Below are 13,661 nucleotides of genomic sequence, written 5' to 3'. Positions count from 1 at the left end.
CGCGAAGGGCCGCGAAGCGGATCCAAACACAGCTTGAATGTCGCGCCCAGTGCTAGGCCCTTTTCCTACAGACCATTACAATCCCCTCCTCGCCTTCATCGCCGCCCATTCGCATGCCGACCTGTACGCTCCACCCCCTGCCCTACCAGCCCGACCCTGCCGCCTATTTCGCCCGACTGCGCCAGGCGCCCGGCGCGATCCTGCTCGACAGCGCCCGCCCTGGGGCCGAACGTGGCCGCTTCGACCTGCTCAGCGCCTGGCCGGTGGCACATTTGCAGGCAGAGCCCGACGAAGATGGCCGAGCTTACTTGCAGCGCCTGCGCGATGGCTTGGCCGAGCTGGGGCACGCCGATCTCCCTGACAACCTTGAGCTGCCCTTTGCCGGCGGCCTGATCGGCTACCTGAGCTACGACTTCGGTCGGCGCCTGGAGCAATTGCCCATCCTGGCCGTAGATGATCTGGACCTGCCGGATGCACAGCTGGGCCTGTATGCCTGGGCACTGGTGAGCGACCACCTGCTGGGCACCACGCAACTGGTGTTTCACCCCAGCTTGCCAGAGAGCGAGCAGCAGCGGCTGATCAGCCTGTTCGACGCACCCGCCGTTGATCAAAGCGCTGGCTTCCAGCTGCTTGCGCCCATGCGCGGCGACCTTGACCCGGCCCACTATCGCCAGGCTTTCGATCAGGTCCAGCACTACATTCAGGCCGGCGACTGCTACCAGATCAACCTCACCCAGCGTTTCCGCGCTGCCTGCCAGGGAGATCCGTGGCACGCCTACCAGGCCCTGCGCAAGGCTTGCCCAACCCCGTTCTCCGGCTATCAGCAGTTGGCCGACGGCAGCGCGCTGCTGAGTTTTTCCCCTGAGCGCTTTGTTCGCGTAAGCCAAGGCCAGGTAGAAACCCGCCCGATCAAAGGCACCCGCCCGCGCTCCAGCGACCCGCAGCAAGATGCGCGCAACGCTGCCGAACTGCTCGCCAGCGCCAAGGACCGCTCGGAAAACCTGATGATCGTCGACCTGCTGCGCAACGATCTGGGGCGCACCTGTGAGATCGGCACCGTCAAGGTTCCAGAGCTGTTCAGCCTGGAGAGTTACCCCAACGTCCATCACCTGGTCAGCAGCATCACCGGGCAGCTGGCCAGCGGCAAGGACGCTCTGGACCTGATCGGCGACAGCTTCCCCGGTGGCTCGATCACTGGCGCACCGAAGATCCGCGCCATGCAGATCATCGACGAGCTGGAGCCGACCCGCCGGGCGTTGTACTGCGGCTCGCTGTTGTATATCGATGTGCGCGGCGAGATGGACAGCTCCATCGCCATTCGCAGCCTGCTGATCAAGGACGGCCAGGCCTGTTGCTGGGGCGGCGGCGCGGTGGTGGCGGATTCGCAGTGGGAGGCGGAGTATGAAGAGTCGATTGCCAAGGTAAGGGTGTTGATGGAGACGCTGCAAAGCCTTTGACTACCTGCTGCCTGGGCTGGCCTCATCGCCGGGCAAGCCCGCTGCTGCAAGCTGCGCAGCTGCCCACGGCGAGGCCGAAACTACCCAGAAACTGTCTAGTTGGGTTGGCTCAAGCCCACTTTCAACAGCGCCCCGTCCTTGGCGTCGGTCAGTACATACAGATAACCGTCCGGCCCCACCCGCACATCGCGGATGCGCGCATTCAAATCGCCCAGCAGGCGCTCTTCATGGACGATCTTGTCGCCATCGAGCTGCAGCCGAATCAACTCCTGAGTCGCCAGGGCACCGATGAACAAATTGTGGTCCCAGGCCTTGAAGGTCGGTCGATCATAGAAGGCCATGCCGCTGATGCCGGGGGATTTCTCCCAGACGTGGTGCGGATCGACCATGCCGTCGACGTGCTTGCCCTTTGCCTCAGGGATCGGCAACAAGGAATAGTTGATGCCGTGGGTGGCAATCGGCCAACCATAGTTCTTACCCGCCTGCGGGATATTGATTTCATCGCCACCTCGCGGGCCGTGCTCGTGGGTCCAGAGCTTGCCGGTCCAGGGGTTGAGCGCCGCGCCCTGCTGGTTGCGATGGCCGAACGACCAGATCTCGGGGCGCACATCATCCTTGCCAACGAACGGATTATCCTTGGGCACCTCGCCATCGGGCAGGATGCGCACGATCTTGCCTTGCAGCTTGTCCAGATCCTGCGAGGTGGGGCGTTGATTGTTCTCGCCCAAGGCGATGAACAGGTAGCCGTTGCGGTCGAACACCAGCCGTGAGCCAAAGTGATTGCCCTCGGACAGCTTGGGCATCTGGCGGAAGATCACCGTGAAATTTTCCAGGCGCGCTTTGTCCTCCGAGAGCTGGCCACGCCCCACCGCTGTCCCGGCCTTGCCATCACTGCCTTCTTCTGCGAAAGACAGATACACGGTGCGGTCCTGCTCGAACTCAGGCGACAGCACCACATCCAGCAGGCCACCCTGGCCTTGCGCCCATACCTTGGGCACACCGGAGAGCGGTGGGCCGACCTTGCCCTCGGCGCTGACAACACGCAGGTTGCCAAGGCGTTCGGTGACCAGCATGTCCTTGCTACCGGGCAAGAACGCCAGTGCCCAAGGGTTACGCAGACCGTCGGCGACGGTGTTGACGGTCAGCTGGCCGTCTTCGCTGGGATAGCGCTGTTCGGAGGCGGCCTGGGCGAGCATTGGCAACAGGGCGGCGGCGGCCAGGGTGGTCAACCAGCTACGTGGGGGCATGCGCGATTCCTTGCAGTTGAGGGCTCACGGCGCGCGTTGGCTATCGCGCGCGGGCCGGGTCGGTTCTAGGTTAGGCGTCTGCTGTTGGCGGCGCAGGTTTTCGCCGTTGCCAATGCCGCGGTTGTCCAGGGTCGGTGGGCGCGGGATCGGCTGGGTAGAAGGCCCGCGAACCGGTGGCGTGGCCTGGATGCTGCCCTGGCGGCTGTTGGGGTTGGCGCGCTGGATCGGGCTGTTATAGGGGTTGTTGTCGTTGGCCGCGATCAGGGGCTGCGCAGGCGGTGCCGCAGACAGCGGAAGACTGATAAGCAGACCCAGGGCCAGCACTGGCAGTGTCGGATTCATACTTCACCTCCTGCACGAAAAAGCCGCGCTCAAGCGTTGGATAGCCTAAAGCGCGACTGGTTCGTAACAAAAGTAGGAATTGGTGTGGAGATGATTCCTGATGTTTCGGTGCTGCCCTCCCTGCTCCATCATAGGAGGCCGCTGTGCGGCCCATAGCAGGCTATACCAGCGCCTGCGGGCTTGAGTCCTCACACCTGCTTGTCGACCTTATGCCGCGCTGCGTACAGGCACAGCATCTCCATGGCCAAGGTGGCCCCTGCCAGGGCGGTGATATCGGCATGATCATAGGCCGGCGCCACCTCGACCAGGTCCATTCCCACCAGGTTGATGCCGCGTAGCCCGCCGAGTATCTCCAGCGCTTGCACAGTAGTGAGGCCGCCACACACCGGCGTGCCGGTGCCCGGCGCATAGGCAGGGTCCAGGCAATCAATGTCAAAGGTCAGATAAACCGGCTGCTGTCCAACCCGCTGACGAATCGCCGCGATCACCGCCTCGGTGCCCTGACGGTGCACCTGGCGCGCATCGAGGATGGCAAAACCCTGGCTGTCGTCATTGGTGGTACGCAAGCCAATCTGCACCGAGTGCGCAGGATCGACCAGGCCTTCGCGCGCCGCATGCCAGAACATGGTGCCGTGGTCGATGCGCTTGCCCTCCTCGTCTGGCCAGGTGTCGCTGTGCGCATCGAAGTGGATCAGTGCCAGCGGGCCGTGGCGGCGGGCGTGAGCCTTGAGCAGTGGGTAGCTGATGAAGTGATCGCCGCCCAAGGTGAGCATGGCGCAGCCGGTCTCGAGAATGTGCTGGGCATGCGCCTCGATGCTGTCCGGCACGTTCTGCGGCGTGCCGCTGTCGAACGCGCAATCGCCATAGTCGATCACGGCCAAGTGGTCGAACGGGTCAAACGTCCACGGCCAGTGTCGCGCCCAGGCTTGCTGCACGGAGGCCGCACGAATGGCGCGCGGGCCGAAGCGCGCGCCCGGGCGATTGCTGGTGGCAGTGTCGAATGGCACGCCGCTGACCACCACGTCGACGCCGCGCAAGTCACGGCTGTAACGACGACGGGAGAAACTGGTAATGCCGGCGTAGGTGCTTTCGGCAGCAGTGCCGTACAAGCTGTCGCGGGTCATCGCCTGGTCATTGTGCTGGGCTTGGTCCACGGTTGTGCTCCTTGTCATGAGAAGAGGTCACTGGCCGCTGCGCAGGGCGTTCCACAGCCGGTTGCGCTGGCGCAGGTCGGACAGTTGCATGCCCCGGTCGGCGTACAGCCGCTCACGCACGGAGGCAGGCGGATAGATGTCCGGGTCGCTGCGTACGGCCTCATCGACCAACGCCGTTGCCGCTTGGTTGGCGTTGGCGAAGAACAGCGTGTTGGTCAGCGCCGCCACCGATTCGGGCTGCAACATGAAGGCAATGAAGGCGCGGGCAGCTTCTGGGTGCGGGGCATCCTTGGGAATGACCAGGTTGTCTTGCCAGACCACCGTACCCTCGCGGGGAATGCGATAGACCAACTCGAAGCGCTTGCCTGCGCGTCGCGCCTGGTCGGCGGCCATGGCGGCATCGCCGTTGTAGGTCAGCGCCAGGCACACGCTGCCATTGGCCAGGTCATTGATCTGGCGACCATTGGCGACGTAGCTGATCGACGATTTGAGTTGGCGCAGCAGCGCCTGGGCAGCATCCAGGTCGTCCTTGCTCTGGCTGTAAGGGTCCTTGCCCAGATAGTTGAGGGTCAGGCCAATCACCTCCTGTGGTGAGTCAGGCATGGCGATGCCGCAATCCTTGAGCTTGCTGGCGTACTCGGGCTTGAACAGCAGGTCGAGGCTGTCCAGCGGCACGTCGCCCAGACGTTGGCGCACGGCCTCGACATTCACCCCCAGGCCGAGCGTGCCCCAGGTGTAGGGCACGGCATAGCGGTTGCCAGGGTCGGCCACGGCCAATTTGGCCAGCAAGTCCTTGTCGAGGTTGGCATAACCGGGCAGCGTTTGCGGGTCGAGTGGCTGCAGCGCGTTGGCCTGCAGCGCCCGCGCCAGGACCGTGGATGACGGCACCACCACGTCGTAACCGCTGCGCCCGGTGAGCAGTTTGGTTTCCAGCACCTCGGTGGTATCGAAGGTGTCGTAACGCACCTTGTAGCCCGTCTCCTTTTCGAAGCGCTCCAGGGTTTGCGGGGCGACGTAGTCGGCCCAGCTGTAGAGGTTGACGACCTTCTCTTCGGCCTGCAGCGGCAGGGCCAGCACCAGGGACAGCAAGCACAGCGATCGACGCATGACGGACACCTCGGCAATGGGTGGATGCCGCCAGCATGCCAGCCGGGTTACATTGCAAGAATGGCAAGTTTGCAAAGCTGACATTCATCGGGAGCAATGTGATGCTCGGACAACTGCACGACCCCGACCTGCATCTGTTGCGGCTGTTCGTCACTGTAGTCGAGGCCGGCGGCTTCAGTGCCGCCCAAGGCGTGCTGGGCTTGAGCCAGCCGAGTATCAGCCAGCAGATGGCGCGCCTGGAAACGCGCGTGGGTTATCGCCTGTGCAGCCGCGGCAAACGCGGCTTTGCGCTGACTGACAAAGGCCAGTTGCTGCTCAAGGCAACGCGCGAATTGCTGGTGCAGATCGAGCAGTTTCGCCAGCAGGCCAATGGTGTTGCCGGGCAACTGCTGGGCACCCTGCGCATTGGCATTACCGAAAACCAGGACAGCGCCGTGAGCCTACGCCTGGGCAATGCAATCGCCCGCTTCAGGCAACGACAAGAAGCGGTCCAACTGGAGTTGATCAGCGCCCCGCCCGCCGAGATGGAACGCTTGCTGCTGGAGCAGCGGCTGGATTTGGCCATCAGCTATTTTTCCGGTAAGCAGGCGGCATTCGACTACCTGCCGCTGTTTGCAGAAACCCAGCGGTTGTATTGCGGCCAGGGCCATCCCTTGTTCACGGCCGAGACGGTGAGCCGCGAGCAGCTGCTGGAGGCGGACCAAGTGCGTCATAGCTATCGGTTCTTGCAGGGAACGGATGCGTTTCAGAGCCAGCGCAGTTCAGCCCAGGCCGAACAGATCGAGAGTGTGCTGACCTTTATCCTGTCGGGGCGGCACGTGGGGTATCTGCCGTGTCACTATGCCGAGCCTTGGCTGCTGCGAGGGATGCTGCGGGCATTGGATTCGGGGTTGGATTTCGTCGTGCCGTTTACCCTGGCGCGTCATCGCGGGCAGGTGCCGGGAGACACGCAGGAGGCGTTTGTGCAGGATCTATTGGCGGCGTTCGCTTGAGACAGAGGTGTCAGTCGCCGTCATCGCCGGACAAGCCCTACAAGGTCAACTTCGATCCTGTAGCAGCGGGCTTGTCCCGGGATGACGATGCCCTGACGATCCCTATCAGTAGGCCAAACTCCAGGTCAAGGTATAGGTCCGCCCACGGCCCTGATAGTCATACAGGTAGGCTGGCCCATAGGTCGGCGAATAGAACAGCGTCGCCCGCTGCCCCCAGACCGTGCTGTACTGCTTGTCGAACAGGTTCTGAATACCGGCGCTGAAGGTGCCAAAACCGGTGTCCTGACTGCCCAACAGGTCAAAGGTGGTATAGCCATCGATCTGCTGGTCCTGATCGTCCTTCAAGGTGAAGGCGTGGTTGGCTTGCAGCCGTGCGCTGCGGCCATCGCCCTTCCAGCCGACAAACGCCGTGGCCTTGGACAGCGAGGCGTAGCGGGCATCACGCTTGATCCAGTCGCCGTCCTGATCTTCCTCTTGCGACTTGACCACATGCACGGTGCCGCCGGTTTCCCAGCCACTCTGGAAATGACGGGTCAGAGCGCCTTCGAAACCAAAGTCGCGCTTCTTGAAGTCCACCACGTCAATGGTCAAGGTCGCAGGGTCGGTGGTGATGGTCTTGTCGGTCCAGATGTAATACAGCGCAGCCTGGGCGTCCCAGTCCAGGTCGGCATAGCGCCATCCCAGTTCGACCTGACGGCTCTTGATCCCGGCCAAGGGGTTGTCGTCAACGCTCAGCCCTTGCTTGCCGTAGTACTTGGCCGGATCAGGCAGTTCGAAGCCTTCGCCGTAGTTGCTCCAGACCTGGTGGCCATTCTTGAAGTCGTAGATGGCGCCGAGGTTGAACAGGTTGACCTGATAGTCGTTGTGGCCGCCCGGCACCGTCTTGAAGTCGCTGACCTCAACGTCCATCTGCTGACGCCTGGCACCGCCAGACAGGGTCAGGTTGTCGGTCAGGCGCCAGTCGAGCTGCGCGTAGGCCGAGACGCCATCGACTCGATAGCTGGGATAGCGCGGCGCCTCGCTGAGTTTGTCCAGGTCAAGGCCGCCACTTTGCGAGGAAGTCAGTGGGTCGAAGGTGGTTTGCTGGGCGTTGAAGTGCTCGCGATCCAGGTCGACGCCATAGGTGAGCTTGAGCGTGTCCCACTGCTTGGCGAACAGCGCCTTGAGGCTGCTGACCTCAAAATTTTGCTGGGAGGCGGCAAAGTACACGCCGCGCGAACCTGGCACCCCACCACGGTTGTAGTAGGGGAACGGGTAGAAGTTGTCGTCCTCCTTGCGGTAGGAGGCCTGCAGGTAGAAATCCTGACCGAGGACATCGCTGTGGTGGTAGTTGGCGTTGAGCAGCAGGCGCCGAGTCTGAGGTTGTAGGTCAGAGGAGTAGCCGCCGCGCAGCTGGGCATCTTCAAGATCCGACGGCGCGTTGTGGTTGAGGTTGGGAAAATAGATACCTGTGCTGCCATGGTTACCGGAATCGTAGTACTGGGCCAGCAAGTCCAGGCTCTGCTCATCGGTGAGCCTCAGGCCGACGCTGCCCATGACGTCGATCGCCCGGTTGTACTGCAGGTCGGTCTGGGTGTTGTCGATGAAAATCTGATCGCCGGCGCCGTCGTAGAAGGCTTCGTTCTGCTCGGCGGAAACACCCAGGCGAGCGTTGATCCGCTCGTTGCCGCCACTGACCGACTGGGCGATGCGGGTGGCCAGGTCGTCACTGTTGTTGAAGCCACTGCTGGCGCCAATCTGGGTTTCGAAGCGGGCCGCTCCTGGCTCGCCCTTCTTGGTCACGATGTTGATGATGCCGCCCGTTGCACCGCCGCCATAGACCGCGTTGGCGCCGGACAGCACTTCGACCCGTTCGACGTTGAAGGGCGAGATGCTGTCGAATTGGCGCGAAAGCCCGCGCGAGCTGTTCTGGCTAACGCCATCGATCATCACCAGCACGTCGCGACCGCGCATGTTCTGGCCATAGTTGGTTCGCCCTTCCGGCGCCAGATCCAGGCCTGGCACCAGCTTGCCGATGGCTTCCTTGAGGCTCACACCGCTGTCGAGCTGCTCGCGCAGTTGCTGCTGGTCGACTACCCAGACCGTTCCGGGGATCTCACTGATGGCAGTGCTGGTACGCGAGGCGACGGTGACTTCGGTGGGTTTGAGGCTGACGCTTTGCGGCGCAGCGTTGGCCTTACGCAAGGTCACCGTGCGCGCATCGTTGAAGTGCCAGCTCATGCCGCTGCCGGCGAGCAACTGCTGCAGCGCCTGCTCGATGCTGTAGTTGCCTCGCAACGCAGGGCTTCGCAGCTCGGCGACGTCGCGGGTGGTGTACAGCAAGTGCAGACCGGCCTGGTCGGCGAAGCTGGTCAGCGCCTGATCCAGGGCCTGGGCGGGCAGATCCAACTGGACATGACGCGCTGCGACCTGGGCGTCACCGGCGGCGTGCACCGCAGCGATGTGCAGCGGCCCGGCCAGCATGGCCAGGGCGCTGCAAGACAACAGGGCATGATTGAAACGACCGCCGCGGCGGTGCAGGGGTTTGAGCGTGGCCTTCACGAAAGGGCTTCCAGACAAGGCGTAAATGAGAATGGGTTGCTGATCAGTCCCACTACGACGTTCTGGCTTTCATCAACTTGCAGTGCGAAATGAAAAATATTTCGCTTTATCGCTTCAGTGGACCACGGCGAGCCACGGCAGGTAGGTGATTTTCAGGTTGTAGCGCTGCTCCAGGGTGCGCAATAGCGCTTCTGGCTCGTCGAGATCGAACACGCCGCTGACTTCAAGCGCAGCCAAGGTGTGATCGGAAATCACGATGCGCCCATGCTGGTAACGCTCAAGCTCGCTGAGTACCTGGCCCAGGGGCTTGCCGTTGAAGATCAGCTTGCCACGCTGCCAGGCGGTCAGCGCCCGGGCATCACTGGCGACCGGCACCGCTTGCGTGCCAACCCGTGCTTCACCCTCGGCCAGCACCACGCTAGGGCCACTGGCCAAACGCCGGACGCTGAACACCGCCTCGCGGCCCTGCACGGGCTCACCGCCGGCCTCGACCACGAACGGACGCCGGTCGCTGGCCGTTTCGAACAACGCCTCGCCCGCCTTGAGCACGACTTTTCGCTCGCTGTCGCTAAAGGCGAGCGACAAGGCGCTACCACTGTTAAGCGTGACCCGTGAGCCGTCCGCCAGGGTGATGACCTGCCGCTGACCGATGCCAGTGTGGTAATCGGAGGTCCACACCGGCACTTGCTGCCAACTGATGACGCCCGCCACAGCGAGCACCGCGGATGCAGCGATTGCCAGTGGCCAACGCCGTTTCTGCGGCGCAGGTTCAGCAACGAAGATTTGCGCAGCGCTGGTCTGCCCGATGTCTGCCCACAACCCCTCAGCTTCTCTCGCGGCCTCGGCATGCGCCGGGCTCAACTGACACCAGCGCTGGTAACGCGCCTGGTCAGCCGCGCTGGCATTGCCCGAATGCAGCAATACCTGCCAGTCGAGGGCATCATCGGAAAGATCGCTGAGCGGTTGTGGCTCGGGCATGGCAGATAGGTCAGTCATGGTTGTGTTTGAGCCAGTCGCGGCAATGGCGCAGGGCTTGGCCGATGTATTTTGCCACCATGCTCTCGGAAACGCCCAGCCGTTGTGCGATTTGCGCCTGAGTCAGGCCCTCGACGCGATTGAGCAGCAACGCCTGCCGCGCATTGCTCGACAGCTCAAGCAGGGCCTGGTCCAACATCTGCAGGCGTTCACTGGCCAGCAGCGCCGCTTCAGGTGGCGGCGCCGGGCACGGCAGCTCGCCAGCGGCTTCACTGGTCTGGTGATTGGCGGCGATGCGCTGTTCGCGACGCAGCGCATCGATAGCCAGGTTGCCAGCAACACGGAAGATGAAGCTGCGGGCGTGCAGCACCGGAATCGCTTGTTGCTCGATCTTCACCAGCTTCAAGTACGTCTCCTGAGCCACGTCAGCGGCGCGCTGGCGGTCGCTCATGCGGCGGGTCAGGAACTGCAACAGGTCGTCGTAGTGCTCCTGGAAACTTGCCAGCAGCCCGGACACGGGAGACGTCAGCATGAAGGGAGAAAGCCAGTAAGAAAAATTATCGGACGTTAATGAGAAACAGTATCTTTCATTAAGCCCAACACTTTCAACGTCGGCGTGCATTTGCCACACTGGCCATTCACCTGTCAGGCACAAGGCCCTTCCCCATGACGCTGCGCTTATCCCGTCACCTGCGGCTTTTGTTGGTCGTACTGTTGGCCTGCACAGTCAATGCGTGCGCGCTGTTTCAGGCGCGTGACCCGTTGAACATCAGTGTGATCGGCATAGCACCGCTGCCCGGCCAGGAGTTGGAGCTGCGCATGGCAGTGAAGATTCGCGTGCAGAACCCGAACGAGACGCCGGTGGATTTCAACGGCATCGCGCTCAATCTGGAGGTCAACGATCAGCCCTTGGCCGCGGGCGTGAGCGATCAGCGCGGGCATATCGGCCGGTATGACGAGACAGTGATCGTGGTGCCGGTCAGCGTCACCGCGTTCGCTTTCTTGCGCCAGACCTATGGCTTGAGCCAGGTGCAGTCGCTGCAGGGCCTGCCCTATGTGCTGCGCGGCAAGTTGGCCGGCGGTCCGCTGGGGACGGTGCGTTTCACTGACAAGGGCAAGCTCGACTTGCCCCAGCCTAGCAGTGCGAACTGGTAGATCAACGGTTGCTGTTGGCAGCGGCCATCATCTTGTTGACTTCGCTGCGCACCATATTGGCGAAATCGACCGGGGTCATGGCGTCCAGCTCGGCACGCACCCATTCGGCCCACTTGCCTTTGCGCCGGGACTTTTCGGCGATCAACCGCCCGGCCTCGGCCTTGGCCTTGCCCAGGTTACTTTGCCAATACTCGAACAGCCGCGCTTTCTCGCCTTCGATCTGCGCCCGTTCCTCGAAGCTTCTGTTGGCCAGATTGAAACTCATGAAGGTCTACCCTACCGCTTGAAATTGGGCGCTATCTTACACTGATGCAGAGCGCGCCCGGAACGTTGGCGCAACTTTCCAGACGCTGCGGCATCCATTGTTTTAACCCACCCATCGACGAGGACGTGTTCATGGCTAGGAAAACTGCCACGCAAACCGATAGCGATCAGATCAAGGACCAGGTGTTCAGCGAATTGCAGTCGTTGATCGAAGAATCCGAAAAGCTGCTCGAACAAAGTGCGACCCTGGTGGGCGAAGAAGCCGACACCCTGCGCGCGCAGATCAGTCTGAAACTGCGCCAAGCACGCCAGGCGGCGGGCTCGGTGCGCGACAAAGCGCAACCGGTGGTGGATGCCACGCAGGATTATATTGGCGGCCATCCCTGGCAGACGGTGGCAGTCTCGGCCGGCTTCGGCCTGGTGATTGGCCTGCTATTGGGCCGCCGTCACTAGCCTCGTTCGATCCGCTGGCGCCAGATCAGGCTCAGGCCGCCTGGGCCAGCGGAATGCCGCTGTGAAAGCGCAACTCCCGATCTGGCGAGGTGATCAACTCAGCCTCAGCTTCCCGCACTAACGCCACGACGCGAGCGATGTCGGCCTCGTCGCCGTACTGGTGGGCGAGCTTGAGATAGCCCAGAAAATGCCGTGCTTCGCTATTGAGTAGACCGTGATAGAAGGTCCCAAGCTCTTCATCGAGGTGCGGCACCAGGGCGGCGAATCGCTCGCAGCTGCGCGCTTCGATAAACGCGCCTACCACCAAGGTGTCCACCAGCTTGACCGGCTCATGGGCGCGCACCAGGCGGCGTAGACCCGAGGCATAGCGCCCTGCCGAAACCGGACGCAATGGCACGCCACGGCGTTTCATCAGGCGCAGCACCTGTTCATGGTGGACCAATTCTTCACGAGCCAATCGCGACATCATGTTGATTAGATCAAGGTGGGTGTTGTACTTGGCAATCAGGCTCAACGCGGTGCTCGCTGCCTTGAACTCACAGTTTTTGTGATCGATCAGCAAGGTCTCCTGGTCGGCGAGCGCCGCTTCGATCCAGGCGTCAGGGGTGCGGCAACCGAGAAAGGCGTCGACTTCGGGAATCAGGGACATAGGCTCACAATCACGCAACAACGGCAGGGCCGGCGATTATACCGGGGGTAGCGGCGATCGCCAGCGACTATGCTTGATACACGTCAAGCGGCATTGATAGGGACGCCGACTATAGTCAGGCACAGGCCAAACATCCGAGGGGAGCCCATGTCCATGCAACAGGTCCGTAGCATTCTGGTCGTACTTGATCCCGATCACGCCCATAGCCGCGCCCTGACCCGGGCGAAGCTGATCGCAGGCGTTACCGGCGCCCGCTTGCACCTGCTGATGTGCGACAAGAAGCACGATCACAGTGCGCTGCTAAGTCTACTGGCGAGCCAACTACATGATGACGGCTACGACAACGTGACTCATGAACAGGCCTGGCACGACACTTTGCACGAGTCGATCATCGCTGTGCAGCAAGCCGAAGGGTGTGATCTGGTGATCAAGGAGCATCGGCCAGACAACCCGCTGAAAAAGGCATTGCTGACGCCCAGCGACTGGAAACTGCTGCGCCAGTGCCCGTCTGCGGTGCTAATGGTCAAGAGTGAGCGGCCTTGGACTGGCGGGGTGATCCTGGCGGCAGTGGATGTAGGTAATCATGACGAGGCGCACCGCCTGCTGCATACCAACATCATTGACCATGGCTATGCCATCGCTGCGCTGGCGAAGGGTGAACTGCATGTGATCAGCGCCCACCCCTCCCCCATGCTCTCAGCGGCAGACCCGGTTTATCAGAACTCGGATACCATTGAGCAGCGCTATCGTGAGGCTTGCAAGGCTTTCCAGGCTGAGTTCGATATCAGTGATGAGCGCTTGCACATCGCTGAAGGGCCAGCGGATGTGTTGATTCCCTATACCGAGAAGCACTGTGATGCGGTGGTGACGGTGATTGGTACGGTTGCACGGACGGGCATCTCCGGGGCCTTGATCGGCAATACGGCGGAGGTCGTGCTTGATTCGCTGGAGGGGGATGTTCTGGTGCTTAAAAGTGAAGAGGCCAGGGGCACTTGGAAGAACTAGCGCGGGGCTGAGCCCTCTTTGTTGTGTCAGTTGCCATGTCTTCGCGGGCAAGCCCGCTCCTACAGGGGGCGTGGCAAGCCCGTATTAGGCGCGGCATATAGCAGGTCTGGAAAGACAAAACCCCTACCTGCTCGCGCAGATAGGGGTTTTGCGAAATGAATCTTGACGATGACCTACTCTCACATGGGGAAACCCCACACTACCATCGGCGATGCATCGTTTCACTACTGAGTTCGGGATGGGATCAGGTGGTTCCAATGCTCTATGGTCGTCAAGAAATTCTGTAGCCAGAATGTCCAGATGGACAGCCCAGCGAATTC

Annotated in this window: 12 protein-coding genes, 1 rRNA gene and 2 pseudogenes; 5 read left to right on the top strand and 10 right to left on the bottom strand. The window is 62.1% G+C overall.

Translation table 11 applies throughout. The annotated features are described in order from the left end of the window. Positions 1-113 precede the first annotated feature (113 nt). Positions 114-1,457 (top strand): aminodeoxychorismate synthase component I, encoded by a 1,344-nt coding sequence (gene pabB, locus ACF8K2_RS15090; protein ID WP_392465630.1) that lies wholly within the window; start codon positions 114-116, stop codon positions 1,455-1,457. Positions 1,458-1,552: 95 nt separating this feature from the next. Here pabB and ACF8K2_RS15085 read toward each other — a convergent pair whose 3' ends face one another. The 4 genes from ACF8K2_RS15085 to ACF8K2_RS15070 form a co-directional block, all read right to left on the bottom strand. Next, positions 1,553-2,704: a PQQ-dependent sugar dehydrogenase gene (locus tag ACF8K2_RS15085; protein WP_392465627.1), complete on the bottom strand. Its 1,152-nt coding sequence runs from the start codon at positions 2,702-2,704 to the stop codon at positions 1,553-1,555. A 24-nt stretch (positions 2,705-2,728) separates the two neighbouring features. Continuing rightward, positions 2,729-3,046, bottom strand: coding sequence for a hypothetical protein (locus ACF8K2_RS15080; RefSeq protein ID WP_392465625.1), 318 nt, complete (start codon positions 3,044-3,046; stop codon positions 2,729-2,731). 188 nt (positions 3,047-3,234) lie between these two features. Further along, positions 3,235-4,200, bottom strand: coding sequence for an agmatinase (speB, locus tag ACF8K2_RS15075; protein WP_392465623.1), 966 nt, complete (start codon positions 4,198-4,200; stop codon positions 3,235-3,237). A 27-nt stretch (positions 4,201-4,227) separates the two neighbouring features. Then, positions 4,228-5,307: a polyamine ABC transporter substrate-binding protein gene (locus ACF8K2_RS15070; RefSeq protein ID WP_392465619.1), complete on the bottom strand. Its 1,080-nt coding sequence runs from the start codon at positions 5,305-5,307 to the stop codon at positions 4,228-4,230. Between the two features lie 101 nt (positions 5,308-5,408). Here ACF8K2_RS15070 and ACF8K2_RS15065 point away from each other — a divergent pair, with 101 nt between their 5' ends. Then, on the top strand, positions 5,409-6,299 hold the full coding sequence (locus ACF8K2_RS15065) for a LysR family transcriptional regulator (protein WP_392465617.1): 891 nt from the start codon (positions 5,409-5,411) through the stop codon (positions 6,297-6,299). A 105-nt stretch (positions 6,300-6,404) separates the two neighbouring features. On the opposite strand, the gene ACF8K2_RS15060 is transcribed toward ACF8K2_RS15065, so the two are convergent. From ACF8K2_RS15060 to ACF8K2_RS15050, 3 genes and pseudogenes are all read right to left on the bottom strand, one after another. Next, the gene (locus ACF8K2_RS15060; RefSeq protein WP_392465615.1) at positions 6,405-8,840 is read right to left on the bottom strand and encodes a TonB-dependent receptor; all 2,436 of its coding nucleotides are present in this window, start codon (positions 8,838-8,840) and stop codon (positions 6,405-6,407) included. Positions 8,841-8,954: 114 nt separating this feature from the next. Further along, positions 8,955-9,836, bottom strand: coding sequence for a FecR family protein (locus ACF8K2_RS15055; RefSeq protein WP_392465737.1), 882 nt, complete (start codon positions 9,834-9,836; stop codon positions 8,955-8,957). Beyond that, positions 9,837-10,347: pseudogene (locus ACF8K2_RS15050) on the bottom strand (RNA polymerase sigma factor); the annotation flags it as partial. Positions 10,348-10,481: 134 nt separating this feature from the next. On the opposite strand from ACF8K2_RS15050, the gene ACF8K2_RS15045 reads away from it, so the two are divergent. Then, positions 10,482-10,970 (top strand): LEA type 2 family protein, encoded by a 489-nt coding sequence (locus tag ACF8K2_RS15045; protein ID WP_392465613.1) that lies wholly within the window; start codon positions 10,482-10,484, stop codon positions 10,968-10,970. Between the two features lies 1 nt (position 10,971). On the opposite strand, the gene ACF8K2_RS15040 is transcribed toward ACF8K2_RS15045, so the two are convergent. Then, positions 10,972-11,235, bottom strand: a complete 264-nt coding sequence (locus ACF8K2_RS15040; protein ID WP_368973503.1) for a hypothetical protein — start codon at positions 11,233-11,235, stop codon at positions 10,972-10,974. Between the two features lie 131 nt (positions 11,236-11,366). On the opposite strand from ACF8K2_RS15040, the gene ACF8K2_RS15035 reads away from it, so the two are divergent. Next, entirely contained in the window at positions 11,367-11,687 is a 321-nt protein-coding gene (locus tag ACF8K2_RS15035) for a YqjD family protein (RefSeq protein WP_368973504.1), read from the top strand. A 31-nt stretch (positions 11,688-11,718) separates the two neighbouring features. Here the strand turns inward: ACF8K2_RS15035 and ACF8K2_RS15030 are convergent, their stop codons facing one another. After that, positions 11,719-12,336, bottom strand: a complete 618-nt coding sequence (locus tag ACF8K2_RS15030) for a tRNA-(ms[2]io[6]A)-hydroxylase (protein WP_392465610.1) — start codon at positions 12,334-12,336, stop codon at positions 11,719-11,721. 153 nt (positions 12,337-12,489) lie between these two features. On the opposite strand from ACF8K2_RS15030, the pseudogene ACF8K2_RS15025 reads away from it, so the two are divergent. Then, positions 12,490-13,352, top strand: a pseudogene (locus tag ACF8K2_RS15025) (universal stress protein). Between the two features lie 149 nt (positions 13,353-13,501). Here ACF8K2_RS15025 and rrf read toward each other — a convergent pair. Continuing rightward, positions 13,502-13,617: ribosomal RNA gene (rrf, locus tag ACF8K2_RS15020) — 5S ribosomal RNA — on the bottom strand. Between the last annotated feature and the right edge of the window lie 44 nt (positions 13,618-13,661).

The sequence above is a fragment of the Pseudomonas sp. xss_2 genome (genome assembly GCF_043104195.1).
GTDB classification, from domain to species: domain Bacteria; phylum Pseudomonadota; class Gammaproteobacteria; order Pseudomonadales; family Pseudomonadaceae; genus Aquipseudomonas; species Aquipseudomonas urmiensis.
This window is presented reverse-complemented; position numbering and strand designations above follow the sequence as displayed.

Coding starts and splice junctions, on each gene's coding strand:
- pabB (WP_392465630.1), top strand. CDS start 114: ATGCCGACCTGTACGCTCCACCCCCTGCCCTACCAGCCCGACCCTGCC.
- ACF8K2_RS15085 (WP_392465627.1), bottom strand. CDS start 2,704: ATGCCCCCACGTAGCTGGTTGACCACCCTGGCCGCCGCCGCCCTGTTG.
- ACF8K2_RS15080 (WP_392465625.1), bottom strand. CDS start 3,046: ATGAATCCGACACTGCCAGTGCTGGCCCTGGGTCTGCTTATCAGTCTT.
- ACF8K2_RS15070 (WP_392465619.1), bottom strand. CDS start 5,307: ATGCGTCGATCGCTGTGCTTGCTGTCCCTGGTGCTGGCCCTGCCGCTG.
- ACF8K2_RS15065 (WP_392465617.1), top strand. CDS start 5,409: ATGCTCGGACAACTGCACGACCCCGACCTGCATCTGTTGCGGCTGTTC.
- ACF8K2_RS15055 (WP_392465737.1), bottom strand. CDS start 9,836: ATGACTGACCTATCTGCCATGCCCGAGCCACAACCGCTCAGCGATCTT.
- ACF8K2_RS15045 (WP_392465613.1), top strand. CDS start 10,482: ATGACGCTGCGCTTATCCCGTCACCTGCGGCTTTTGTTGGTCGTACTG.
- ACF8K2_RS15040 (WP_368973503.1), bottom strand. CDS start 11,235: ATGAGTTTCAATCTGGCCAACAGAAGCTTCGAGGAACGGGCGCAGATC.
- ACF8K2_RS15035 (WP_368973504.1), top strand. CDS start 11,367: ATGGCTAGGAAAACTGCCACGCAAACCGATAGCGATCAGATCAAGGAC.
- ACF8K2_RS15030 (WP_392465610.1), bottom strand. CDS start 12,336: ATGTCCCTGATTCCCGAAGTCGACGCCTTTCTCGGTTGCCGCACCCCT.